25 protein-coding genes and 1 tRNA gene are annotated in these 26,086 nt (G+C 41.3%); 13 read left to right on the top strand and 13 right to left on the bottom strand.

Features of this window, described 5'->3' with window-relative positions; translation table 11 throughout:
- Positions 1-90: 90 nt before the first annotated feature.
- Positions 91-441 carry a hypothetical protein gene (locus tag CV014_RS05145; RefSeq protein ID WP_236141029.1) on the top strand — a complete coding sequence of 117 codons (351 nt, stop codon included), beginning with the start codon at positions 91-93 and terminating at the stop codon, positions 439-441.
- A gap of 173 nt (positions 442-614) precedes the next feature.
- Positions 615-1,385: a hypothetical protein gene (locus CV014_RS05140; protein WP_236141041.1), complete on the top strand. Its 771-nt coding sequence runs from the start codon at positions 615-617 to the stop codon at positions 1,383-1,385.
- Positions 1,386-1,640: 255 nt separating this feature from the next.
- Here CV014_RS05140 and CV014_RS05135 read toward each other — a convergent pair whose 3' ends face one another.
- From CV014_RS05135 to pds, 4 genes are all read right to left on the bottom strand, one after another.
- Entirely contained in the window at positions 1,641-2,951 is a 1,311-nt protein-coding gene (locus CV014_RS05135; protein WP_236141028.1) for an ABC transporter substrate-binding protein, read from the bottom strand.
- A 195-nt stretch (positions 2,952-3,146) separates the two neighbouring features.
- Positions 3,147-3,238 (bottom strand) — tRNA-Ser (locus CV014_RS05130).
- A gap of 131 nt (positions 3,239-3,369) precedes the next feature.
- Positions 3,370-4,302: a 15-cis-phytoene synthase CrtB gene (gene crtB / locus CV014_RS05125; protein ID WP_236141027.1), complete on the bottom strand. Its 933-nt coding sequence runs from the start codon at positions 4,300-4,302 to the stop codon at positions 3,370-3,372.
- On the bottom strand, positions 4,286-5,725 hold the full coding sequence (gene pds, locus CV014_RS05120) for a 15-cis-phytoene desaturase (RefSeq protein WP_236141026.1): 1,440 nt from the start codon (positions 5,723-5,725) through the stop codon (positions 4,286-4,288). Before pds ends, crtB begins: the two co-directional genes overlap by 17 nt.
- 54 nt (positions 5,726-5,779) lie before the next feature.
- Here pds and CV014_RS05115 point away from each other — a divergent pair, with 54 nt between their 5' ends.
- On the top strand, positions 5,780-5,926 hold the full coding sequence (locus CV014_RS05115; protein ID WP_236141025.1) for a hypothetical protein: 147 nt from the start codon (positions 5,780-5,782) through the stop codon (positions 5,924-5,926).
- Positions 5,927-6,025: 99 nt separating this feature from the next.
- Positions 6,026-7,111, top strand: coding sequence for a beta-N-acetylhexosaminidase (nagZ, locus tag CV014_RS05110; protein ID WP_236141024.1), 1,086 nt, complete (start codon positions 6,026-6,028; stop codon positions 7,109-7,111).
- 95 nt (positions 7,112-7,206) lie between these two features.
- On the opposite strand, the gene CV014_RS05105 is transcribed toward nagZ, so the two are convergent.
- Both CV014_RS05105 and CV014_RS05100 read right to left on the bottom strand, forming a co-directional pair.
- Positions 7,207-7,638: a KTSC domain-containing protein gene (locus CV014_RS05105; RefSeq protein ID WP_236141023.1), complete on the bottom strand. Its 432-nt coding sequence runs from the start codon at positions 7,636-7,638 to the stop codon at positions 7,207-7,209.
- Between the two features lie 422 nt (positions 7,639-8,060).
- Entirely contained in the window at positions 8,061-9,659 is a 1,599-nt protein-coding gene (locus CV014_RS05100; RefSeq protein ID WP_442946884.1) for a 2-isopropylmalate synthase, read from the bottom strand.
- Positions 9,660-9,744: 85 nt separating this feature from the next.
- On the opposite strand from CV014_RS05100, the gene CV014_RS05095 reads away from it, so the two are divergent.
- The 4 genes from CV014_RS05095 to CV014_RS05080 all read left to right on the top strand — a co-directional run bounded on the left by CV014_RS05095 (position 9,745) and on the right by CV014_RS05080 (position 11,622).
- Positions 9,745-10,425, top strand: coding sequence for a GntR family transcriptional regulator (locus tag CV014_RS05095; protein WP_236141022.1), 681 nt, complete (start codon positions 9,745-9,747; stop codon positions 10,423-10,425).
- 79 nt (positions 10,426-10,504) lie between these two features.
- Positions 10,505-10,762, top strand: coding sequence for a hypothetical protein (locus CV014_RS05090; protein ID WP_236141021.1), 258 nt, complete (start codon positions 10,505-10,507; stop codon positions 10,760-10,762).
- Between the two features lie 119 nt (positions 10,763-10,881).
- The gene (locus CV014_RS05085) at positions 10,882-11,190 is read left to right on the top strand and encodes a DUF3181 family protein (protein ID WP_236141020.1); all 309 of its coding nucleotides are present in this window, start codon (positions 10,882-10,884) and stop codon (positions 11,188-11,190) included.
- 219 nt (positions 11,191-11,409) lie between these two features.
- Positions 11,410-11,622 (top strand): acetyltransferase, encoded by a 213-nt coding sequence (locus CV014_RS05080; protein ID WP_236141019.1) that lies wholly within the window; start codon positions 11,410-11,412, stop codon positions 11,620-11,622.
- A 61-nt stretch (positions 11,623-11,683) separates the two neighbouring features.
- Here CV014_RS05080 and CV014_RS05075 read toward each other — a convergent pair whose 3' ends face one another.
- The 3 genes from CV014_RS05075 to CV014_RS05065 form a co-directional block, all read right to left on the bottom strand.
- On the bottom strand, positions 11,684-12,136 hold the full coding sequence (locus CV014_RS05075; protein WP_103140607.1) for an ABA4-like family protein: 453 nt from the start codon (positions 12,134-12,136) through the stop codon (positions 11,684-11,686).
- A gap of 29 nt (positions 12,137-12,165) precedes the next feature.
- Positions 12,166-13,212, bottom strand: coding sequence for a cobalamin biosynthesis protein CobW (gene cobW / locus CV014_RS05070; protein ID WP_236141018.1), 1,047 nt, complete (start codon positions 13,210-13,212; stop codon positions 12,166-12,168).
- Positions 13,213-13,595: 383 nt separating this feature from the next.
- On the bottom strand, positions 13,596-15,209 hold the full coding sequence (locus tag CV014_RS05065) for an NAD(P)H-quinone oxidoreductase subunit 4 (protein WP_236141039.1): 1,614 nt from the start codon (positions 15,207-15,209) through the stop codon (positions 13,596-13,598).
- Between the two features lie 554 nt (positions 15,210-15,763).
- On the opposite strand from CV014_RS05065, the gene CV014_RS05060 reads away from it, so the two are divergent.
- The 4 genes from CV014_RS05060 (at position 15,764) to prmA (ending at position 21,360) form a co-directional block, all read left to right on the top strand.
- Positions 15,764-16,594, top strand: coding sequence for a metallophosphoesterase (locus CV014_RS05060; RefSeq protein ID WP_236141017.1), 831 nt, complete (start codon positions 15,764-15,766; stop codon positions 16,592-16,594).
- A 191-nt stretch (positions 16,595-16,785) separates the two neighbouring features.
- Complete coding sequence (locus CV014_RS05055; RefSeq protein ID WP_236141016.1) at positions 16,786-17,613, top strand: metallophosphoesterase; 828 nt, start codon at positions 16,786-16,788, stop codon at positions 17,611-17,613.
- Positions 17,614-18,473: 860 nt separating this feature from the next.
- Positions 18,474-20,054 carry a phosphoglycerate dehydrogenase gene (gene serA / locus CV014_RS05050; RefSeq protein ID WP_236141015.1) on the top strand — a complete coding sequence of 527 codons (1,581 nt, stop codon included), beginning with the start codon at positions 18,474-18,476 and terminating at the stop codon, positions 20,052-20,054.
- A 385-nt stretch (positions 20,055-20,439) separates the two neighbouring features.
- A complete protein-coding gene (prmA, locus tag CV014_RS05045) occupies positions 20,440-21,360 on the top strand; it encodes a 50S ribosomal protein L11 methyltransferase (protein WP_236141014.1) in 921 nt (306 codons plus the stop codon).
- A gap of 63 nt (positions 21,361-21,423) precedes the next feature.
- Here the strand turns inward: prmA and CV014_RS05040 are convergent, their stop codons facing one another.
- The 4 genes from CV014_RS05040 to trxA all read right to left on the bottom strand — a co-directional run bounded on the left by CV014_RS05040 (position 21,424) and on the right by trxA (position 25,033).
- Positions 21,424-22,326, bottom strand: a complete 903-nt coding sequence (locus CV014_RS05040; protein ID WP_236141013.1) for a GUN4 domain-containing protein — start codon at positions 22,324-22,326, stop codon at positions 21,424-21,426.
- Positions 22,327-22,431: 105 nt separating this feature from the next.
- Positions 22,432-23,358: a GUN4 domain-containing protein gene (locus tag CV014_RS05035; RefSeq protein ID WP_236141012.1), complete on the bottom strand. Its 927-nt coding sequence runs from the start codon at positions 23,356-23,358 to the stop codon at positions 22,432-22,434.
- A 22-nt stretch (positions 23,359-23,380) separates the two neighbouring features.
- The gene (locus CV014_RS05030; RefSeq protein WP_236141011.1) at positions 23,381-24,283 is read right to left on the bottom strand and encodes a hypothetical protein; all 903 of its coding nucleotides are present in this window, start codon (positions 24,281-24,283) and stop codon (positions 23,381-23,383) included.
- Between the two features lie 432 nt (positions 24,284-24,715).
- Positions 24,716-25,033, bottom strand: a complete 318-nt coding sequence (gene trxA, locus CV014_RS05025) for a thioredoxin (RefSeq protein WP_236141010.1) — start codon at positions 25,031-25,033, stop codon at positions 24,716-24,718.
- 273 nt (positions 25,034-25,306) lie between these two features.
- Here trxA and fabG point away from each other — a divergent pair, with 273 nt between their 5' ends.
- A complete protein-coding gene (fabG, locus tag CV014_RS05020; RefSeq protein ID WP_236141009.1) occupies positions 25,307-26,062 on the top strand; it encodes a 3-oxoacyl-[acyl-carrier-protein] reductase in 756 nt (251 codons plus the stop codon).
- Positions 26,063-26,086 lie beyond the last annotated feature (24 nt).

The raw sequence follows: 26,086 nt of genomic DNA, 5'->3' as shown, positions 1-26,086 counted from the left end.
AGCATGAGTAGTTTTTATTACTCATGCTTTTTGTGTCAGGTTGACTCCTGTAAGATCAAGTAATCATCCATCAATTTTTATAAAGAGCTTATGTCTTCTACTCCTCTAACATTAAATTTAGTTGAGGGTTCTGTTAGCTTTAGTTTTTCCCCCCAAGCGGCCACGGAATTAAAGGGTGCAATTGATCAATTGATGGAACGTCTCAAAACTGTTGCAGCTAAACCCAACTCTGGTACTAAAGTGACTCCTCAAGCACCATTGGAATATCGTTATACAGGGGAAATATTTTTAGAAATTTTCTGTAATCCCAATATCTGGCCTACACCCTTTGCGGCTAAAGTCTTACTGACTGTACGGGATATCAATATTCGTTTGACTACGGAAGCTGAACTAGTCAGAGTGATAGAAGATATTAACCAGTATTTAGAGCAAGTGGGATAAAGACTGCAAACATCTAGTTATTTAACTGTTGAATCCCAGCAAAATAGACACTCAAGATTTATGTCTATCTCAGGATGTAAGGGGGGATTTACTGGTGCTAAAGTTTGGATATTGCCCCAAACACACAAATTTGGCATTTTACTGATTGTGGCAACGTTTTGTTAGGAGTGAATGTGAAGAATATTTTTGTTCGTAAAGGTATTTATTGCTTATCTAGTTTAGCGGCTGTAGCTGTTGCTGGGACTGGCTTATCTGCTCATGCTCAAACAGTACCTCCCGTTGAGGCAAACAGCGATGCTATGTCTCCCGCAACATCAAGTGTTGAACCAGAAGTGGAAGCACAAAACTTCTCTTTTCCCAGTGCGACAACTTTTAACGCTGACAGCCGGACAGTTACACCAGTACCAGGAACAGTAGCCACTACCTCAGCAACTCTGGTTTCACCGGAAGCTGCAACATCTGCTCCTGCTGTTGCACCTACTCCCAACACAGTGGCACAATCAGATATTAATGTTGGTAGACGTACCCGTGGCGGTAGTAGCTACGTTGGTGTGGCTGGCAATATTGGTATCGGTGGTGGTGATTCATCTTTGGGAGATGGGAATTTTGCAGCTATCAGCAAGATTGGATTTACTAACACCTTTTCTATTAGACCCTCAGCTGTATTTGGTGATAACACCACGATTCTGATTCCTGTCACCTACGATTTTAACTTTAGACAGGTAGATCCATTTGATGAACCACTAGCGATCGCACCATATGTAGGTGTAGGTGCAGCTATTAAAACTGGTGATGATTCCCAAGCCGCGTTTTTAGTCTCCGGTGGTCTGGATGTCCCTCTGAATTCTCAATTTACTGCTACAGCTGCTATCAATGCTGGCTTTTTTGATAAAACAGATGTCGGCTTGTTATTAGGTGTAGGCTACAATTTCTCTGGCTTCTAAGTAGAGTGGTGAGTAGTGAGTGCTGAGTGCTGAGTGCTGAGTAGTGAGTGCTGAGTATTTTTAGGTTACTCAGCAATGAGTTATGAATTACGGAATGCAAGATACTCATTACTCATTACTCATTACTCATTACTCATTACTCATTACTCATTACTCATTACTCATTACTCATTACTCATTACTCATTACTCATTACTCATTACTCATTACTCATTACTCATTACTCATCACTCATCACTCATCACTCATCACTCCCTACTGCTTGGGAGTCACTTTATCAATAACTTTCAATTTGCCATCGTCCTGTACTGTCCAGACATCGTAAACACCAATGACATCACCGTTAGCATCAACATCCACATTCCCGCTAGCACCTTGATAGTTAATATCTTTGCCTTCTTTGAGTAACTTCAAACCTTCGCAAACATCGGTGACTTCTACACCAGGTGCATTAGATACTTCTCTAATTTTACTGGACACGCCAACACCTGTATTATCTTTAGCTGCTTGGGCTGCCAATACTAATAATGCGGCTGCGTCCCAGGCTTGGGGTGCAAATTCTCCTGGTGAACCACCCTTTTTAGATTGCCAAAGTTTTGTGAAGGCTTCTAAGGCTTTACCATCGGAACCAGGGACAGTCCCGATGACCCCAGAGACGATGAACTTACCATCTGCGGCTTTACCTACTTGTGCGGGAAATTCATCTGATTTCATGCCGTCTGTGAGCATGATTTGTACGCCGTTGGTTAAACCTTGCTGATAAGCTGATTTTAATAATAGACTGCCTGTCTCTACATAAAAAACGCCCAATACGGCATCTGGTTTACCTGCAAAGGCCGCAGTAGCTTCAGTTTCAAAGGTGGTGGCTTTGGGGTCGTAGCGGACAGGGTTATTTTTGTTAACGACTGTTCCGCCCAATTTTTCAAAGGCTTGAACAAAGGCTTTTTCAAAACCAACTCCGTAGTCGTTGTTAATCACTACGGTAGAAACTCGCTTATAACCTTTTTTAATGGCGAGTTCCGCTAAGGCTGGCCCTTGATAACTATCGGGGGGAACTGTCCGCGCCCAAAAGCCTTTAAAATCGCCTTTTTGCGCCAATTCGGTAAATTTGGGGCTAGTGCTACCAGGGGAAATCAGCATGACGTTATTTTGGGCAGCAATTGACACTGCCGCAGTAGATACGCTACTAGCAAATGAACCAACTACACCCGCAACTTTATCTACAGTTGCGAGTTTGGTCATCCCGGCTGCGCCTGCTTTGGGGTCGGTTTGGTCGTCTACTGCTACCAATGTGACTGGTTGACCATTCACACCTCCACAGGCATTAACTGTTTCTACTAGCAGAGGCACAGCAGCAGCCATTTGCTGACCAATTGATGCTAAATCCCCTGTGGTTGGTAGTAATGAACCTATCTTTAATCCGGTGTTATTGCTGCTTGTGGGACTAGTCGTACTGTTGGTATTTCCACCGTCAGTAGTGTAGGTGGTGCTTGAGCAAGCCGCCATCAAAAACCCAGTAGCTAGGGTAGTTAAGCCCAGAGTAAGGGACGCACTAATTTTAACCATAATCACTTTCACTCCTCTATTCTGTGGGAGCTTGAAAGCAAGATGCAAACTAGATGTTTTTACTTAGTTCAATCTTATATCAAGTCTCCAAAGGTTAAATGATAGCATCTACCTTTGGATACATATAGTGATTGCTACGACTTTTGTATTTTTTTGCAACACAGTTAGTTATGTGTTGCTTTTTTGTCTCCAAAACGGAGAGGGAGGGATTCGAACCCTCGGATGGGTCTTACGAGTCCATCAACAGATTAGCAATCTGCCGCTTTCGACCACTCAGCCACCTCTCCACGGTCACGAAATATAATGTTAGCAGTGATTTTTGGGAAAGTCAAGAGTTATTTAGTCAATAGTCAATAGTCAATAGTCATTAGTCATTGCTGTTAACTATGGACTATGGACTTTGGACTATTGACTAAACTTATAGGACTTGCGATCGCATCCAAGCTATGGGTAGGGTGCATAACTTTTGCAATTGCGGGACGTAGGCACGCTGATTAAAGACGTTGTAATCGTTGCGTTCGATGACATCTAAGATTTGCCCGTAGAGCATGGAAGCTGCCCACACAGGCCAGCGTGCATCCAGGGCTAGGTGGGCGATGCCTTGTTCGGCTTTGGTGTAGAACTGTCGCGCCCGTTCGATTTGGAAACGCATCAACGCCCGCCAACGGTCATCGACTACACAGTTAAAGAAGTCTTGTTCTGTGTAGTTGAATTTGGCTAGGTCTTCTAAGGGAAGATAGATGCGTCCTCGCCTAGCATCTTCGCCGACATCCCGCAATATATTTGTGAGTTGATTGGCAATTCCCAAGGCGATCGCTTCTTCTGTGGGAATATAAAGTGGTTTACGCTGAGACCACGGAGCTGTGTTTGCGGTGTTGTCTACTTCCATAACGGCGGTTGACATCAAGCCGACTGTGCCAGCAACGCGGTAACAGTAGAGGTATAATTCCTCAAAGGTTTCATAACGACTACGGTATAAATCCATACGCTGACCAGCAATCATATCCCGAAAGGGCTGAATGTCGATGTCAAAACGTTGCAGGGTATCGACCAAAGCAACATCATAGTTTTCTACGGGAATACCCGCAAAAATTGATTCTAGATGTTGCTCCCAGAGGTCTAAGGTTTCTGGTGTAGTAATGGCAGCACCGGGGCCGTCTACTAGTTCATCGGTACGACGACACCAAGCATAAATTGCCCAGATAGCTTGACGTTTTGCCGGACTCATCAACAAAGTACCCAAGTAGAAGGTTTTGGCGTACTTGGCTGTGAGATGCCGACAAATTTTGTAGGACTCGTCTACAGAGACCAGCGTTTTCATGCGCGGGGGGGAATCAGGCAGTTGCAGCATTCGTTGCAGGCGGTCGGGTTAGCGTTTGCAGGTTAGAGGCATTAGCCACTGGCAGTGATTCGCAGATCGCCTGCGCTGTTAGCTTACCAGAAAGTACAGCTCCTTCCATACTGCCTAAGTAGCGTTGCATGGTGTAACTCCCTGCTAGAAAGAAGTTAGCGATAGGAGTTTTTTGGGAGGGACGGTACTGTTGACGACCGGGGGTCGCTTTGTAAACTGAACGCGGCGTTTTCACTACATGAGATTTCAGCAACTTGGCTGGATTTTCTCCCCCAAAATCATCGGGGAAGAGTTTTTCTAGTTCTGCAATTGTGGCAGCAACTATTTCCTCATCGGATTTGCTAATCCAATCTTTAGCCGGTGCTAGAACTAATTCCAGCATGGAGCGATCAGGATTGGCATATTCGCGACAAGTGTTGCTCATATCAGCATAAACGCTGAGGAGGGGCGATCGCGAAAATAATAACTGATCGATATCGGTTAATTTTCGGTCAAACCATAAGTGCAAGTTAATGACTGGCACTCCTTCTAAACCTTCTAGCTTCTGGAAATACTCCATTTGCTGCCAAGGTTTGGGTAATATCACTTTGGCGACATCTACTGATGTGGCGACAACGTAGCAATCGGCGGTTTCTATATAATCAGCTGCACCATTGATTCCCCGAATGACGAAGTGCTTAACACTCCCATCTTCATTGAGAACAATTTCTTTGAGTGGTGCATTGAGGCGCACTTCCCCGCCGCCTGCGGTGATATGGTCTACGATGGGAGCGCATAGCCTTTCTGTGGGTGAACCATCCAAAAATGCTATTTTCGAGCCGTATCTTTCTTGTAGAAAGCGATTGAGCGCAGTTAAGAGGATGGTGGCAGAAACTTCTTCGGGATTGATAAAGGTGAGTGCTTTCGATGCTGCGATAAACACATCGGTGGAAACTCGCTCATCAATTCCCTGTCTTTCTAACCATTCTTTGAAACTGTACTTGTCCATCTCCTCTACATACTTTTGACCTCTGACCACGGCTGGAGTTAAGCCGACGGCGAAGCGCAGTTTTTGTCCCCAGGTCAACATATCGTTGTTGCGGAGAATGGACGCAATGACGTTGAAGGGGGAGGGAATATCGGGAACATCAAACCGGGAGTATGTTCCTGGCTTATCTGGTTGGTTAAAAATCAGTGTATGTTCTTTCCATTGGAGTCGGTCTTCAATACCTAACTCCTTAAGTAACTGGAGCATATTGGGGTATGCACCGAAGAAGGCGTGTAATCCAGTTTCATACCAGTCGCCGTCTGAGTCTTTCCACGCCGCGACAAGACCACCCAATACGTCCCGGCTTTCCAAGACAATGGGAGTGTGACCTGCGTCTGTGAGATATTTCGCGCAGGAGAGTCCTGCTAAACCAGCACCCGCGATCGCTACTCGCATTTAAACCTACTGTTTTTCAATATTTCTTAATTGTTTTGTCGTTCTCATTATACGTTGCAATCTGTTACATTTGGCAGAAAAAAGGGATTGGGTGTTGGGGACTGGGGACTGGGGACTGGGGACTGGGGACTGGGGACTGTGGACTGGGGACTGGGGACTGGGGACTGTGGACTGGGGACTGGGGACTGGGCATTGGCGTAAATATTTCTCCCCTGCATCCTTACACCCCTACACCCCTACACCCCTGTTTTTCTGAGGAAGGTGTAGGATCAGGCCTGAAATGGTTGCGGGTAAATGATTATGTCAGCTTCTCAACAGCTAGCGAGTTTTGGAAATCACCTGATTGTTGGTGTTTCTGGTACTACTTTAAGTGATGAGGATAAGCGCGCTCTCAGTGAATTAAAGCCTGTGGGGGTGATATTCTTTGCGAAAAACTTCCGAGATGGTGTTCCCTATGATGTGTGGCTGCAAAGTTTTCGGGAGTTGCACCAGCAAATTAGGGAATATACTGAACGTGATTTGATGTTTTTTACATTGGATCATGAGGGTGGTCGAGTTGTGCGGACACCTTTACCAATTACCAGATTTCCCCATACGGTGTTGTTGCGATCGCACTCCCAAGAAGTAGCCAAAGCTACAGGCATCGAATTAAAATCTTTGGGCATTAATTTATCTTGGTCTCCTGTAGCGGATATTTATTCTAATGCCCAAAATCCGGTGATTGGATTTCGCGCCTTTAGTAACACTCCCGAAACTACGGCTAAAGCTGTCTGTGAATATTATCAAGGACTCAAAGCATCGGGCATTGTCGGTTCTGCCAAGCATTTTCCGGGACATGGCGACACTAGTAAAGATTCCCATCTAGAATTACCTGTTCTCAATCTCTCTTTGGAAGATTTACGTCAACGGGAATTGATACCGTTTAAGGCTTTAATTGAGGCGCAAATCCCAATTATGATGACGGCGCATATTCTTTTTCCGCAAATCGACCCTGATTGGCCTGCGACTCTCTCAGCCGCTATTCTCAAAAATATCCTGCGGGAAGAGTTGGGATTTGGGGGTGTAGTTGTATCTGATGATTTAGATATGAAAGCTGTTTCTGATATGTTTATGGAACAGGGAACAGTGGCGCGTGCTTTTAATGCTGGATGTGATTTATTTATTGTGTCGCGCAATATTCATTCATCATCAATGGAACGGACTTATCAAATTGCGGCTGATTTTGCTGAGGCGTTAAATCAAGGTAGCTTGGCTAAGTCTGTGGTGGTAGCGGCTAGAAATAGAATTGAGAAGTTATTAGCAACTACACCACAGTATGATGTAGAGATGTTAGATCAAAAAATATTTTTACAACACGCAGAATTAGCGATCGCCTGTACTTTTTAGTTAAAAATGTAGGTGATTGTAATCACTAATCAAATTCTGGAGACCACAAATCAGAAATTTGTACTTCCCATCCAGGAAGCAAATAGTGACTTGATCTAACATTTATCTAAATCATAGAGGTCATCTATGCGATCGCAATCATATTTTCCTTTAATCTCTTGGTTGTAAAATCTGCCAAGGGAGTCGGATGATTGTAATTCTTGCCAAGTTTCTGGTTCTACTCCTGAATATTGATAGATTGCGCCGTTTTGAAACTCAACTTGCAATATTTGTTCATCACTACAATAGCCAACAGCACTAGCCATTGATGAACTCACAGGAAGCATCGCAATTGGTTCTATTTCAAAAGGTAATGTAGCTGTTTTTGCTACGATTTCATTGAGTTCTTGCAATCCTTCAAAAGCTTGCACCGGTGCAGGAATTTCTATAACCTCTAACTCATCGCCTCGGTCGAGTAATAGTTGTAAATGTCCATCAGTATGTGCGATCGCAACTAAACTACTCAAGTCTACTTTAGATAGCTTCATGAAATTTGCTCTCCTATTTCTGTAGGCGGGAGTTAGAAGTTTATGCAGTTAGAAATATATAGTATTTTTGTACTATATAGCTCATTGATTGTCAATCTCATTCATCTACTCTTCAAAAAAGTCTCAAATAAAGACATAAGGGAAGCTGAGTTATACCAATCCACAAAAAACTTGATACAGATGCAAACACTAAAAGGTAAGCTGAGTCTCACTTTCTTAATGAGTGAATTTTGCGGAAAGTTGCGTGCGGGGGTTCCCCCCGCCCTTGCAAACTTTCCAAGACGAATTTTGAATTGGTATGAATCCCAGTCGAGTTACCTGTTTCAGTTCAGCAACAATGAAGTAGTAATTCAGAAAGTTTGTAGTCAGGACTTTAGTCCTAATTGTTCTAAGCACTAAAGTCCTGACTACAAATGAGACACTTAAACAGAAGTTAGCGATTTGTGTGTTTGCAAATGGCAATATAAGCGATTGATTGCATTGATATGGGCATAAGCAGCAGCCACTACAATATCTGTATCAGATGCTTGTCCAGAAAAAATTCTGTCTTGATAAGCCAAACGAACTGTTACTGTTCCTAGTGCGTCAATTCCCCCAGTTACCGACTGCACAGAAAACTCAATCAATTGGTTGGGAATCTGCACTAGTTGATTAATTGCTTGATAAACTGCATCTACTGGCCCTGTACCGACACTTGCATTAGTAATAATTTTGCCTTCGGGGGTAACAATAGTAATTGTTGCTGTAGGACAAGTGCAGTCACCGCAAATTACTTGGACGTGTTCTATTTGGAAGCCACTTTCAACTTGAATTTGGGTTTCATCCCGCACGATCGCTTCGATATCCCAATCAGACATTTCCTTTTTCTTATCGGCGACTTCCTTGAAGCGGTTGAAGGCTTTGTTTAAGTCTTCTTCACTCAATTCAAACCCCAACTCCTTCAGCTTGGTACGGAAAGCATTTCTTCCTGAGTGTTTACCTAAAACAATGCGATTTTCTGGCAACCCTATGGAAGCTGCTTCCATAATTTCATAGGTTTGGCGGTGCTTAATTACACCATCTTGATGGATACCAGACTCATGAGCAAAAGCATTTGCTCCTACAATGGCTTTATTTGGCTGAATCAGCATCCCAGTTAATCGGGATACCAAGGTGGAAGTTTTGTAAATCTCCTGGGTTTTGATGTTGGTGAGGGGTGCATCAGCATCAACGGAACGATCAAAATAGGGATGGAAATAGTGTTTACGAACCTGCAAAGCCATGACAATTTCTTCTAAGGCGGCATTTCCTGCCCGTTCTCCAATACCGTTAATGGTACACTCCACCTGACGGACTCCTTGTTCAATGGCAGCTAAGGCGTTGGCTGTGGCTAACCCCAAATCATTTTGAGTGTGAATGGAAAGAATTACTTGATCAATATTGGGGACGTTTTGGCGAATCCCTTGAATTAAATTACCGATTTCTTTGGGTGTGCAGTAACCGACGGTATCAGGAATATTAATGGTAGTTGCACCAGATGCGATCGCCTGTGACAAAACTTGATACAAAAACTCAGGTTCGGTACGGCTAGCATCCATTGGTGAAAATTCCACATCGTCAACGAAAGACTTAGCATAGGCTACCATCTCGGCAGCGATCGCTAAAACTTCACTACGGGATTTTTTCAACTGATATTGCAAATGAATATCAGAGGTGGAAATCATCGTGTGAATTCTCGGACGCGCTGCACCTTTTAAAGCCTCGGCGGCGGCTTGAATGTCTTGGCGTACTGCTCTAGCCAAACTGCAAATCACCGGGCCACCAACTATCCCCACCTGTTCAGCAATGGTTTTGACAGCTTGAAAATCCCCTGGACTAGCCGCAGCAAACCCAGCTTCAATCACATCCACGCCTAGCAGAGATAGTTGATGAGCGATCGCTAGCTTCTCTTCTACGTTCAGGGTTGCACCTGGGGACTGTTCGCCATCCCGCAGGGTGGTGTCGAAGATGATGATTCTGTCTGCTTGTGATCTCATACTCATAACTTTCTCCCGTGGTGTTTAGGGAATTATTTTTGATGCCTGGGGATATTGTATACAATTTTAGATATTGTATACAATATAAAATATGAATTTAAATGAACTAGCAGCCAACGTTCTGCAACAACAACGCAGCACCCCCGATTTAATCGCTGATGCTTTGCGGGAAGCCATCCTGCGGGGCATTTTTCAGGAAGGGCAATTTCTCCGACAAGATGAAATTGCTACCCAATTCGGAGTTAGCCGCATTCCGGTACGGGAAGCTTTACGACAACTAGAAGCGGAAGGATTAGTTACATTGCATCTCAATCGTGGCGCGATGGTATCAGTGTTAACTGCGGTGGAAGCACAAGAAATTTGTGAAATTCGCAGTGCTTTAGAAGTGAAAGCGATACAGTTAGCAATTCCCCAAATTAGGGAAATAGATATCGAAAAAGCTGGGAAAATTTTAGTAGCCAGCGACAAAAGCACCGATGTGGGTGAATTAGCCAAACTCAACTGGGAATTTCACGCCACCCTCTACACCACAGCCGCACGTCCCCGAATGTTGGCGATGATCAAAAATCTGCACGTCAATGTTGATCGCTATGTACGCGTACAGATGGCACAAATGGATTATCAAGAGCGATCGCAAACAGAACACTATCAACTGCTAGATGCTTGTCAACAACGAGATGCTCAAGCGGCGATGAGATTACTGCAACAGCATATCGATACAGCTGGACAGCAGCTAGTTGCTTATTTACAGCAAAAAGCCCCACTGAAATAGTTTCTCTGTGCTACAACTACACCCAAAAACTTTAAAATATTCAAAGTGTATTAAAAATCGTAAAGCGTAATAAATATTTATGCCTCCCCGTTGGCCTCGTAAACCCGATCGCAATGACCCTGAATTTCGCAAGTTAGATGACCGTATGAACTTTGCCGTTCATGTAGCCGTTGCTGCTACGATTAACTCAGGGTTATGGTTCTTCCATAACTTGACAGCAGCTAATTGGGAATGGTTGCCCCCATTGACAGCAGGTTGGGTTGTAGTATTGTTAGGGCATCTAATTTACATTGCGGCGATCGCGAATTACTCTCCTACTCCCCCCAAATCCACCTGAAGAGGGAACATTAACGCTAGGGTGATTGTAACCTGTGGTTGTTTATTTGCCTGATAAATTGCGCGATAATGTTAATTAGTCTGAGACTTTGCGCTCTTTTTTGATCTGGAGTGATTTATATGGCTAAGACTAATACCACAGAATTACTAGAAGCCCTAGCAGCCGAAATCGGCGACAATATTTATATAGATATTGCTAAATGGCATCTTTATTTATCTAACGCCAAGTTACACACTGTAGTAGCTGAACAGTTATATCCTCTAATTACCTCTAAAGCGGTGACTGAAGACCGAGTTACACAGGTATTAGAATCTATTACCGTTAAAATTGGCGGTGGGAGGAGAGAGCTACCCTTGATAGATTTACTACCTCTGCAATGTCAAGTTAACTTAGTCGATATTTTAGAGAGATATCAACGCGAGATATAATTGTAGTATAGGCAGGCGATCGCATACGCGATTTAAGTAGCAAGCATTTCTCCAAAGATTTAATAAATAGTATTTGATTAGGGTGATTTGCTTGCTTTAAATGCTGACTTTGAATTGAAAATATTTCCGAATAAATAAATCAACGACACAGAGAAATCATATTTATCTCTGTAATCTTTTATTGCCATAAATATAGTAGCAATCAGAGGAGGTAATGATATGTTTTTACAAATCAAAAATAGTACCGATTTAATCAAAGTTCTTGATATCCAAGAATTAATCAATCCCAATTTAGACGTAGTTCATGGTCAAGACCAAGAAGGTCAAGAAGAACAAGAACCTGATACTTTTAAAAAAAACAATCTGGTTTTTCCCTCCGGTGAAAGTTTACCACGCTGTTGGATAGATGCGAACTACAGAATGGCTGTGTAAACATAAGATATGTAAGGGACTAGGGGAGTGAGATAATTTTCTCATCTCCCCTATTTATTACCTAAGACTCAGCACTTAATTTAGATTCGGTTTGGGGTGAAATTACTTTAGTAATCCAAACTGTGAAAATGTGGGATAGAACTCCTAAAGGGCCTGCAAATAAACAGAGTATCAGTGAATGAATTGTCCAAATTCCAGTCTTTTGTCCTTCCCAATAGATAAATCTCCCTACAAATAAATCCATTACTAAAAAATGAATCCAACCTGTAGCCGCAGCTTTTTCGTCTGCGAAGAATTTTGCAATATCAGCCAATTGTGGATTAGATAAGGCTTGGGCATTTTCTGGGGTAATACTGGTAATGAATAAATACAAATATGCCCCAGCTAACGGTAAAAATGGAATGTATGATTCCATGACTCGCCGTGTGACTTTCCAGTTAGGGAGAAGAATCATTAATGCCCAAAAAGGTAAAACGAAAACATTAGCAACGTTAAATAATTGCGTGATGTCCATAATATATTTGATTAAAATTTCCGCAGTCTTCAACACTCAACAGTTAACAATTGTGATTCTATCTCTTTTGAGTTTAAATCACGCCCAATAAATACTAAACGGGTTTGTCTGGCTTCTGTGGCTTGCCAAGGACGATCATAAAACTTTTCAAAGCGGTTGCCTACACCTTGCATTACTAAACGCATGGGTTTATTCGGTACGGAGACAAAGCCTTTAATACGGTAAATTTCTTGTTGATTTACTAATGATTCTAATTGTTGTTGCAGTTTTTCTGGGTCAAAAGTCCGGTCTAAAATGACGTGTGTAGAGTTGATTTCGTCGTCGTGGTCATGGTCTTCTTCGGTGTCGTGGTGACTGGGACGACTATCTAAATTATCTTCAACGGCAGCTTGCCATCCTAATAATATAGATGGGTCGAGTTGACCGCGATCGCTCTCCACAATTTTCACGACTCGCGGTAATTCTTGCTTGACTAATGACTCAACTTGTGATTTTGTGTCTGCATCCACTAAATCAGTTTTGCTTAAAACTACCAAATCTGCACAGGCTAACTGGTCTTCAAATAGTTCTTGCAATGGTGTTTCATGTTCTAGACTATCATCGGCTTGACGTTGGGAGGCGATCGCATCCAAATCACTCGCAAACGTCCCAGCAGCCACAGCCGCACAATCTACCACTGTCACCACTGCGTCTACTGTAGCGGCATTGCGGATTTCCTGCCAGCGAAAAGCTTTCACCAAAGGCTTAGGTAAAGCTAACCCAGAAGTTTCAATCACAATACAATCAATGCTGTCGCGGCGTTTGATTAACTCCTGCATTGTCGGATAAAATTCCTCCTGCACAGTGCAGCACAGACAGCCATTCGTTAATTCATAAATATTATTCCCATCGGCTTCATCTTCAGGGCAAATTTGACAGGATTTTAACAACTCGCCATCAATACCCAGTTCGCCAAACTCATTGACTAATACAGCAATGCGGCGACCTTGGTTATTTTGCAAGAGGTGGCGAATTAGGCTGGTTTTTCCACTACCCAAAAAGCCTGTAATGACCGTAACGGGAATTTTTGTAGCCATCTAAAATTAATTCAAAATTCAAAACAGCAAATCTTAACCCACCGAAGTGGGTTGTGCTTGTGTGGTTCTTTCTTAATATATATGAGTTCTCGCTTGTGAAGTACCCCTTTTTGCTGCACTGAAAAAGGAGCTTCCAATTTCAGTTAGGGACTTCCAGATAAAAAAATATCCAAACTGTAGGGTGCGTCAGTATGAATAATCTCTTGGTATAGTTAGGTTTTCTCGCACTGACGCACCCTACTAACCTCCCCACTCTCCATTCCTCACTCAGCACTCATCACTCCCCACTCCGTTTTGTCAAAATTATAGGGGTAGTTTTGCAACCACCCCTATTTCCCCTCATATTTAGAATTTACTTTCAGCACCTTTGCTGATACTTATACTTACTTTGAGATATTAACTAAACTTTCGACTTCAGCAGAAGCTAAAGTTGGTGCGGTGAAAATTTGAGAGTACAAACTCTTTGGCTGTTGTCCACCTACAACTGGTAATACTTGACGCGCATGGGTTGCAACTTCTACTGTCTTCACATCGTAAGTCTGCGTTACCATTTTAGGATACAAACCGATACCGATGATGGGAAGAATCAAGCAAGCGGTGATGAACAACTCACGGGGTTTGACATCAGCAACTACAGTATCTAAATGTAATTCTTCACTTTGATCACCGTAGAACACTTTACGCAGCATGGACAGTAGGTAAATGGGGGTTAAAATCACGCCTACTGCTGATAAAAGAACTACGACAACTTTAAAGCTAGAACTGTAAACATCACTGGAAGCGATACCCAGAAATACCATCAACTCACCCACAAAACCACTCATTCCAGGTAAGGCTAGAGAAGCCATTGCGCCTGCGGTGTAGAGTGCGAAGGTTTTGGGCATGACTTTACCGATACCGCCCATCTTATCCATTAATAAGGTGTGAGTACGTTCGTAAGTGACACCGGTTAAGAAGAATAAGCTAGCCGCAATTAAACCGTGGGATACCATTTGTAACATCGCGCCACTTACACCCAATTCTGTGTAGGAAGCTAAACCGATGAGGACAAAACCCATGTGAGCAATTGACGAGTAAGCAAGACGGCGTTTGAGGTTGGTTTGAGCAAAGGCGCAACAAGCACCGTAGATAATGTTAACTACACCTAAGATTGCTAAGACGGGAGCGAAGTAAACGTGAGCATTAGGCAACATTTCCATGTTGAAGCGAATTAAGGCATAACCACCCATCTTCAACAACACACCAGCCAGAATCATGGAACCAGGTGCGGACGCTTCACCGTGAGCATCAGGTAGCCAGGTGTGTAAGGGGAAAATTGGTAGTTTGACACCGAAGGCAATTAAGAAACCTGCGTAAGCTAATAATTCAACAGCTTTGGGATATTCTTTCATTCCCAAAGAGGCGATATCGAAAGTAAATGTATCTCCAGAGAATGCTAATGCAAAGCCAGCTACAAGAATAAATATAGAAGCAGCAGCAGTATAGAGGATAAACTTGGTAGCTGCATAGCGGCGTTTTGCACCTCCCCAGATGGAAATGAGCAGGTATACAGGAACTAGCTCAATTTCCCACATTAGGAAGAATAACAGTAAGTCTTGGGCAACGAACACGCCTAACTGCGCGCTATACATTGCCAACATCAAACCATAAAATAATCGCGGCTTGTTGGTTACTTTCCAAGCCGCGAAGATTGCTAGGGTGTTAATTAAGCCTGTCAGTAAGATGAGAGGCATCGATAAGCCATCTACTGCTACTGACCAATTTAAGCCTATTTGGGGTAGCCAAGCGTATTTTTCGACAAATTGATAGGCGGAACTGTGAAAATCGTAGTTTTGCCAAAAGGCGTAAATCATTAAGGCAAAATCAGCGATTGCTACTCCTAATCCATACCACCGAACAGTTTGACCTTCTTTATCTGGAATTATAGGGATGGCTAGGGCTGCCACCAAGGGTAAGGCAATTATGGCTGTTAGCCAGGGAAATTCAACGGGATTCATCACTTCTAACAATCGTTTTTTGTTTTCGCTTTTAATTACATTATATTAAGGAATCGTTACTTTTGTAAACGATATTTATCTCTAGAGAAATTAAATTTTTCTGATCGTTTAGGAATAAATACTCAAAAAAACCAGTATTTTCCGCAAAAAAGAGCATAAATACTTACCATAATTTCGACTCATCTATCCTAATCGTAAACATTTGTAACGTCAACCAGCGACAGCAAGTATAAATTACCGTTACAAATCGCAATATATCGCCAGAAGGATGTAGAGGTGAGGGACTTCCAACTAAAAAAATATCCAATCGCTTTGGTGAGCAGGGGGAGCAGAGGGAGCAGGGGAAGCAGGGGGAGAAAGAATCTTCTCATCTTCTTTGCTATCAACATTGGATAATTTATTTTCTGGAAGTCTCTGATGAAAAAACCTACCTGACAGCAATTTTAGATTTTAGATTTTGGATTAAAAGCTGTAAACTCTCTCCCTTGCCCCCTGCCCCCTGCCCTCTTCCTCCTTATTAAGCTAGGCTAAGTAGAGATTTTATTGAGTAAATTATGCACAGACTTTTATCTGGGCCGTTGAGTGTGGAACGATTAACGGTGAAGATTGCAGGGTTATCTGCGTCGCTACAGGGTAAGAAGTTGGTGCAGTTATCAGATTTTCACTATGATGGTTTACGGCTTTCGGATGCGATGTTGGAAGAAGCGATCGCTGTTACTAACCAAGCACAACCAGACTTAATATTATTGACAGGGGATTATGTCACTACTACGCCTGAACCCATTCACCAATTAACGCCACACCTCGAAAAACTGCAAAGTCGTTATGGTATTTACGCTATTCTCGGCAATCATGACTTATATTACAAAAATTCCCAAACTGTAATTACTCAAGCACTTACTAATATTGGTATTCGCGTACTTTGGAATGAAATTGCCTATCCATTAGGAAGGGAATTACCAATAGTCGGACTTGCTGATTATTACTCACGGGAATTTAATCCAGCCGCAATTTTCCCACAATTAGATCCATCAACACCGTGTTTGGTAATAGTTCATCATCCTGATACCGCCCATTATTTACAAGCTTGGCGGGTAGATTTACAACTATCTGGTCACACTCATGGGGGACAAATTGTTATCCCCGGCTTGGGGGCTGTATTACCCTATCACAAAAAAATCATCCGTAAAATTCCGATACGAGTGCGACGATATTTCCCCTGTCTACGCAAAGAATTTTTTATAGTTCGTCATTGGGAATGGTTACAGGGCTTACATCGTGTCGGCAATAATCAACTATATGTCAATCGAGGGTTAGGAACTTATTTCCCAGGACGCATATTTTGCCCACCAGAAGTAACAGTAATTACACTGGAAACAGAATAGTTATTAGTCATTAGTCATTAGTCATTAGTCATAGTTATAATTGCTGGATGAACTTTATTCATATCCCTACACCCCTACACCCTTATACCCTTACACCCCTAGATTAAGTTATTATTTTTTAACACTTTCTCAAGACTTATTTTGTTTTTTGATAAGCTGTAGACGCTGGTATGAGGAGTCCCTAATAGATTATGCACTGGTTGTTTACAGGACGTTTAAGTGTAGATAAACTCACGGTTAAGATTGCAGAACTCCCATCTAGTTTGCAAGGCTTAAAGTTAGTGCAGTTATCAGATTTCCATTATGATGGATTGCGATTATCAGAAGAATTATTAGCAGAAGCGATCGCAGTGACTAATGAAGTAGAACCAGATTTAATAGTATTAACTGGTGATTATGTTACTGATGATCCTGCACCAATTCACCAACTAGCATTAAGACTAAAATATCTACAAAGTCGCTATGGCATTTATGCCGTACTTGGTAATCATGATATTCACTTCCAACACTCCCAAACAGAAGTTACTCAAGCTTTAACCAGTATCGGTGTCAACGTCTTGTGGAATGAAATTGCCTATCCTTTAGGAGAAGATTTACCAATAGTAGGATTAGCTGATTATTGGTCAAAAGAATTCAATCCTGCACCACTAATGGAACAACTCAATTCATCTACACCCAGAATTGTTTTATCTCATAATCCAGACACAGCCAAAATTTTAGAACAATGGCGAGTCGATTTACAATTATCTGGTCACACTCACGGAGGTCATATTGTTTTACCAGGTATAGGGCCTGTAGTTTACCACTATAAAAAACTCCTCAAACAAATTCCCAAAAAAACGCGACGTTGGATTCCGTTGTTATTAGGAGATTGTTCTAAAGTGGTGCGATATTGGGAGTGGGCGCAAGGATATCACCAAGTTTCTACCAATCAGTTATATGTCAATCGTGGTTTGGGAACTTATAGACCAGGACGCTTATTTTGTCCCCCAGAAGTAACTGTGATTACGTTAGTTTAAGAGTCAATAGTCAATAGTCATTAGTCATTAGTCATTAGTCATTAGTTATAGTCATTAGTTATGCCCCATGCCCCATGCCCCATGCCCAAAAAACACGATAACCGCCCCAAGCTAAGAAGGAAAAAATCATTAGCTGAGACGGTTTAGTAAATGTGCAATTGTTAGAGAAGATGGAAAAAACAGAGATAAAAATAACTCAACTAGGGTGGACAACGTTCGCAACCATTACCCTTAGAACCTTGCATCCTTGATTCCAATAGGCAGGCATTTCTGGCTGTAAGTTCAAAACCTCCACAAATAAATCAATAAACTCAAGGCGAAAACACTTATACAGGATGCGACCGACGAGTTTAAGATTGCGAATCAATAAGCCATTAGAGCAGGAGGTACATGGCTCTAACTTCAAGGTTTGTTTCTGATGAACTTTTAACCTTTCTGTACCTTGGTCTTAATTTAGCACCTTTTTTTTCTGGTGATCTGTCTATTTACTAAACTTGAACACCATTAACGTTTTGCAACAATTGAGAAACTTTCCTTAATTATTTTTTTACTTCCCTATCTCCCGTCTCAAAAAAAGGTCTAAAATTCATGAACAATTGATTGCCCTTAGATTCCCCAATCCCCAGCGAAGCACTGAGCTTGTCGAAGTGTCCCCAATCCCCAATCCCCAGTCCCAGAAATCTTTGCCTTTTACCTTTTGCCTTTATCTGTTCCCCCCTCCTCTGGTATCCTCATCTAAGAGGTGTAGGTGCAGCACGGGTTGATATTCAAAAAAATATTTTTGCTGAATGGCCACGAATAAGGACTAAACTAAAAAGTCTTGTGCAGCAAAACTCCTAACTTATATAAATCATGTAATCATGTCTAAGGTTCTTGTCTCCGATCCTATTGACCAAGCAGGAATTGACATCCTCTCACAAGTTGCTACTGTTGATGTCAAGACAGGTCTCAAACCAGCAGAATTAATAGAAATTATTGGTGAGTATGACGCGTTAATGATTCGTTCGGGAACGCGGGTGACTCAAGAAATCATCGAAGCCGGTACTCAACTGAAAATCATTGGTCGTGCCGGTGTAGGTGTGGATAATGTAGATGTGCCTGCTGCTACCCGCCGAGGAATTGTTGTAGTTAATTCCCCTGAAGGTAATACGATTGCGGCGGCAGAACACGCCCTAGCAATGATGTTGTCTTTGTCACGTCATATACCTGATGCTAATGCTTCAGTGAAAAGCAGCGTGTGGGATCGCAAAACTTTTGTAGGTTCAGAAGTATACAAGAAAACCTTGGGTATAGTTGGTCTAGGTAAAATTGGTTCTCATGTGGCGGCTGTTGCCAAAGCGATGGGGATGAAATTACTAGCTTACGACCCCTTCATTTCCGCAGAACGGGCAGAACAAATAGGCTGTCAGCTGGTAGAGTTTGATTTATTGATTCAGCAAGCAGACTATATCACCCTGCATATTCCCAAAACTCCTGAAACAGCCCATCTGATCAATGCTCAGACTCTGGCTAAAATGAAGCCCACAACCAGGATTATTAACTGTGCGCGTGGTGGGATCATTGATGAAGCCGCTTTGGTCGAAGCAATTAAAGCAGGCACAATTGCTGGTGCAGCGTTAGATGTGTTCGAGTCTGAACCATTGGGTGAATCAGAATTGCGATCGCTGGGTAAAGAAATCATCCTCACCCCCCACTTAGGCGCGTCCACCACAGAAGCACAGGTGAATGTAGCCATAGATGTAGCCGAACAAATCCGCGATGTTCTTCTAGGTTTACCCGCCCGTTCCGCAGTCAATATCCCTGGACTTGGCCCCGATATTCTCGAAGAACTCAAGCCCTATATGCAGCTAGCAGAAACCTTGGGTAACTTGGTCGGACAGCTAGCCGGTGGTCGAGTAGAATTACTCAATGTGCGCCTGCAAGGGGAACTAGCAACAAATAAGAGTCAGCCATTGGTAATCGCTGCCCTCAAAGGTCTACTGTATCAAGCCCTTAGAGAACGAGTAAATTACGTCAATGCCAACATCGAAGCTAAAGAACGGGGAATTCGCGTCATTGAAACCCGTGACGCTTCGGCGCGTGACTACGCTGGTTCATTACGCCTAGAAGCCACAGGTACTTTAGGTACGCATTCTGTAACTGGTGCATTATTAGGTGATAAAGAAATTCACCTCACCGATGTTGATGGTTTCCCCATTAACGTCCCCCCCAGCAAACATATGCTGTTTACCCTACACCGCGATATGCCAGGAATTATTGGCAAATTAGGTTCCTTATTGGGAAGCTTTAATGTCAATATTGCCAGTATGCAAGTAGGTCGCAAAATCGTGCGTGGTGATGCAGTTATGGCACTCAGCATTGATGATCCCTTACCAGAAGGGATTTTAGCAGAGATTACCAAAGTACCCGGCATCCGGGATGCGTACACAGTAACTTTATAAAGTGCTGAGTGCTGAGTTGTTAGTGCTGAGTGCTGAGTTGTTAGTGATATTAGTGCGTCTTGATTGAAAGCAGGATTAATCGTATCTATATCTGTAGATTAGTGAAGAGAAAAGTGAAGAGTGAAGAGTTAGGAACAAACAAGATAACTCAAAACACTCTAAAACTTCTGTCTAAGCAAGGCTAACATCCCACTCCGCTAACTAAACCAGCACCCAGCATCGGCTAAACGCCACGCTACTCGCTAACAGCACCCAACACTCAGCACTCCACTCAGCACCCAGCACTCATCACCGGCTACACGCCACGCTACCGCTAACAGCACTCAACACTTAGCACCCTGCACCCAGCACTCAGCACTCAGCACTCAGCACTCATCACTAAACCATGGCAAACACTTGGTGGGAATTACAGATTTCATGCGAACCAGCGTTAGAAGACTCGGTTTTCTGGCGGTTGGAAGATTTTGGTTGTCGCGGAACAGCTAGTGAAATCAAAGGTACTGACTTTTTAGTTAAGGGTTACTTACCCACATTTCAAGCCCAGGTACTTGATTTAGCGGCTTTGGGGCTATGGTTACGTCAGGATGCTTTGTGTGTGGGATTATCGAGTCCTACCTTGAGTTGGCAGCTAATTGATGAAGAAGACTGGGCTAGTAGCTGGAAACAATATTGGCAACCGCAAGAAATAGGCGATCGCTTCCTCATTAACCCCGCATGGCTACCATTACCTGAAGACATCGATAGATTAGTCATTCGCCTTGACCCTGGTGTAGCTTTCGGCACAGGCAACCATGCTACAACTCAACTGTGCTTAGAATCTCTAGAGATGCGTTTAAGTTCAGTTCCGCAATCTTTCATCAGTACAGGTAGTAAACGTGAACCTGTTATCATTGCGGATATTGGTTGTGGTTCTGGTATTTTAGCAGTTGGGGCAGTATTATTAGGAGCAGAAAAAGTCTATGCTGTAGACACTGATCCCTTAGCAGTGCAATCGACTTTTAGTAATCGTGCGTTGAATGATATTCATCCAGAAAAAATAGTCCCCGCCGAAGGTAGTGTAGATATTCTCAAGAAACTCATTGAAAAACCAGTAGATGGAATTGTCTGCAATATATTAGCTGATGTCATTATTCAATTAGTTCCAGAAATCACAGAGATATCTAAATCCAGCACTTGGGCTATTTTCAGTGGCATTTTAACAGAGCAATCAAAATCCGTCGCTGATGCTTTAGAAAAACATGGGTGGGTAGTTGCTACCATGTGGAAACGCAAAGAGTGGTGTTGCTTAAATGTGCGTCGCTCTTAAACACAGGTAGAATACAGAGTTAGCGCAGACTGAATATCTGTCTTGGGATTTCACAACTATCGATTAGCAATGAGACAAAAAAAGATTTATTCGGTTTATCCGAAATGACTTTTCACTCACATTTCTATAACCTAAACCTACTAACCGAGGTATAGATGGTAAATGTCCTTTAGGTGCATCTAGACTGAAGTTGTATTCATCATGTTTAACCCATATCTTCTTAGTAGGGTTTATTAGCCATCCAACTTCATATGCAAATTTCTGACAATCGTTGCTAGCTTGTAAAATACTTTTTTGAATGCTAAAACCAAATTTGCCTTGACTATATTTAACCCACAAATTATTAATATTTCTAAGGTCTTGAGCAGATAATTTGTGGATTTCCTTATCAACTAACCAGCGTCCCTTTTGATGCCCACATATTTTCAGGATCATAGAGTAAGTCTCTTGATCAGCCTCTTGCCATTTTTGTTCTTTTAATAGGTTTTCTAATTTACCATAATCCATACCATTAACAGTGGAGGATATGAATAATTTTTCTACTAATTGTGATATTTCTTTTAAAATAGTCTGAGTTTCTGAACCTTGCTTCTCAGACTTTTTTACTGTATCTTTCGTTATCTGCAATTCACGTTTTAATTCTTTAATTTCGGTACACAAGTCTTGAGAAATATCAGTAATAGTGGGAACAATGACCAATTTTTCTAACAATTGTAATATTTCTTTCAATCTAGTCTGAGTTTCTGAACCTTGCTTCTCAGACTTCTTTACTGTATCTTTCGTTATTTGTAATTCACGTTTTAATTCTTTAATTTCGGCACACAACTCTTGAATATCTGAATTCATATTTTGTAGACAAATTGCCTTTAATTCTTGCAATTCCTCATGACTGCGCCGCAGTTCTTCTATTGCTTTTTCATAATAACTTAATGGTGTTTTAAATTGACTATTATCTGGTTTAAACATTAGCAATACCGTTACAAATACAATATTGGATTTTAAGTAAATTTGGGATTATTTTCAAAAATAATATAGGTTAAAAATGTTTAATATTTAAAAAATATTTATTCATTAATAACGTGATAGAAAAATTTTAATTCGGTGTGCAACTTCACCGCCATTTCTAGAATCTAAACCAACCAAACGAGATGTAGAAGGTAAGTGTCCCTTATTAGAATCTAAGCTAAAGTTATATTCCTCATATTTCAACCATTCGGTATTAGCTAAACTTGCTAACCATCCAACTCTATATGCAAAGTGTTTATAATCTTTCTTGGCTTGCCAAATATTTTTTTGAACACTGAAGCCAAATTTTCCTTGACTGTGTTTAACCCATAGTTTATTTATAATTTCCAGGTCTTGACGAGGCAAGGTTTTGATTTCACGATCATCTAGCCAGCCTTCTTCACTACGATCGCAAATTTTAAGGATCGCAATGTAAGTCTCTTGATCAGCTTCTTGCCATTTATTGTCTGTTAACAGTTGCTGCAAATTTCTATAATCTATCCCAGACATATGAGAAACAAGTGTTAATTCTGCTGACAAGTGAGATAATTGTAACTGTAAATTTGATAGGTACTCCAGAATCTCTGTTTGAGGTACTATCGCCTGAGATGGAGAAGTCATTTGAGATAATTTCTCTTTTATTTGTGCTAAATCCTCAATAATTCGATTGTTCATATTCCTTTCATCGATCATACCTTCTTGAATAATTTCTAATTTCTGTTGAGAATCTGAAGCAGTTTTTTGCATCTCCAATAAATTTGTCTGAATTTCTGCTGTTTTTATTTCAGAACTTACTAATTTCTCGTGTGTATTCTTCAGTTCATCTTTTAATTGCTGAATTTCTGAATTCCAAGACTGAGTAAGAGAATTAGCCCCTTGTAAATATATATCTTTTATATCCTGCAATTCTTCACGACTGCGCCGCAGTTCTTCTATTGCTTTTTCATAATATTCTAGAGGAGTTTTTCCTTGAGTTTTATCTACCTTAAACATAAAGTAAATTCCTATATTATAATTATTGGTTACTATTCAATAGTTTTGGCGAGTAATTAGCCTGTAAAGTTAAGCTATCTCTATCGTTATCGCTTTCCATAACACCACGCCAAAATTTACACAATAATCCATACCTAATCCAATCTTGAACAGCTCTTTTTTTCAACTCTGGAGAATGGCTCACTAAAGCAGCCATTCTTTCTGCATTATGTTGTAGTTGTCCATAAACTTTCAACACTTCATCAATTGGTGTGTTCTCATTTAACTTACTCAATTCGTAACATTCACTGAGTTCATAAAGCTCAACATCAGATAACATACCGCCTGGTTTCCAGGATATCTTCAGCTTTTGTCTACATTTATCCAAAGGAGATGGTAATGCGTGGACTAAATATCTTTTCAACTCATTCCGAATTATTTCGATTTCTGTCTTTATAATTTCGCCTATCTTATCTACTATCTGATTAGCATCTTGAAATAACTTATTTTCTAAAATCTCAATTTTTTGTATACTTTTATAAATACTGTCATCAGCCAAACTAATTGCATCCATAATGGACAATGTCATTTGATTGATACGGTTTTCTAGATAAAAGTCTGTTTCTGCAATGGTTTCACTAATAGCTTGTCTTGTTTCAGAAATAGCTTGTTTACGGATAGTTTCTATTGTTTCTAAATTCTTCTTCACTTTCCCATCTGCTGTTTCCAAGAGCTGATTAATATCAGCCACAGTTTTAGTTTCTAATTTTTCAGTATTCTTGATTGCCTTATCAGTCCATTGTTGAGTTATATAATCAAGTTTGTTTGCTAAAGGATACAGTTTGTTGTCAAACAATCCACCTATTTCTTTGCGAAAATCCTTGATAATATTTTTTGATGCACCTTCAAATTTCTTAACAAGTCCTGAAAATAGAAAACCAAGCATTTCTCAACACCCTTTACTAGATCAAATAGGAGGTATTTATATATTTATAAATAACATCTATTTTTCTAAGTGTCGACGAAAAATATTTATTAAATACATCCGTGAAAATTCGGTAGACAAACTATTTATTTATAAATAACGAGTTGATAATTATGGACACATATAGGAGCTTTTTTGTGAAAATAACTTATTTTGTGTGCGAAGTTTAGTACGAGCGCGATATGCTGGGAATATTAGGAATCTGACTTAATTATTGAAATTACTTACGTAGGCAGGAAACATAAAATAAGAAAGCAGAAATTATAGATGTACTGTTTTTTTTGATATCAAAGTATGATTCTTATGGATAGATGGCTGATTTCTATTAATGATTAATTAACCTCAAAGAAAGTTTAGAGACGCGCATTTTTACGTCTCTAAACTTAACTTTTGTTAAACGAAATTTTGCAGTCTTTGAACTAGCTGCGGTGCTTGTAAAACACCTTCAACTCGATCAACAGGTTGACCTTGTTTAAACAGTACCAATGTTGGTAGAGCTTCGATTCTATATTGGCTAGCTAATCCTGCGTATTTTTCTGTATCAATTTTAATAATACGCAAACGCCCTTGTAATTGAGTGTTGACTTGCTCTAAAATCGGCCCCATCATCTGACAAGGGCCACACCATTCAGCGTAAAAATCTACTAAAACAGGCACATCAGAACCAGACAGCATCTCTTCAAAGCTGTTGAATTGTTTATTTGTAGCCATGTGACACACACCAATTCATTATTGATTGAATTCAATCTTAATGTCTGCTTTGCAAAAACGGTGTAACATTATTTTGTTTTTATTGTTGCGAAATAAATTAGGGATTGGGGACACTTCGACAAGCTCAGTGCTTCGCTGGGGATTGGGGATTGGGAAAGCGATTTTTTATATTCAATACTTTTTTGAATTTGCAATTTTAAATTACTGATCATCTGTAGGTACAAATCACCATAAGATAATTAGCGCGGTGATTGAAATTTTGAGGAATAGTTCATGGCTGTTTTAAGTGAAAATTTAAAAGGGCAAGTAGCAGTTGTTACGGGTGCTTCACGAGGAATTGGCCGGGCGATCGCACTAGAATTAGCTGCTTATGGTGCAACTGTCGTCGTTAACTATGCCAGTTCTAGTGGTGCGGCTGATGCAGTGGTAGCAGAAATTACTGGTAAGGGTGGAGAGGCGATCGCTCTCCAAGCTGACGTTTCCCAAGCGGATCAGGTAGATGCTCTTGTCAGTGCTGTTATGGATAAATTCAAACGCATTGATATCTTCGTCAATAATGCTGGAATTACCCGTGATACTTTACTATTGCGGATGAAGCCTGAAGAATGGCAAGCAGTCATAGACCTAAATTTAACCGGCGTTTTCTTATGCACTCGTGCTGTGAGCAAAATCATGCTCAAACAGCGTTCTGGCAGAATTATTAGCATCACATCTGTAGCAGGTCAAATGGGTAATCCTGGTCAGGCTAACTACAGTGCAGCTAAAGCAGGTGTGATTGGCTTTACAAAAACCGTTGCGAAAGAACTCGCTTCCCGTGGAATCACAGTCAATGCTGTTGCGCCTGGTTTTATTGAAACCGATATGACCAGCGACCTCAAAGCCGATGAAATTCTCAAATACATTCCCTTGGGTCGCTACGGTCAACCAGAAGAAATTGCCGGTATGGTGCGCTTCCTCGCAGCTGATCCCGCCGCCGCTTACATTACAGGACAAGTTTTCAACGTTGATGGTGGGATGGTGATGGCTTAATTTTGGGAATAGGGAATGGGGAAT

The sequence above is a fragment of the Nostoc sp. CMAA1605 genome (genome assembly GCF_021596505.1).
Taxonomy (GTDB): Bacteria; Cyanobacteriota; Cyanobacteriia; order Cyanobacteriales; family Nostocaceae; genus Trichormus.
This window is presented reverse-complemented; position numbering and strand designations above follow the sequence as displayed.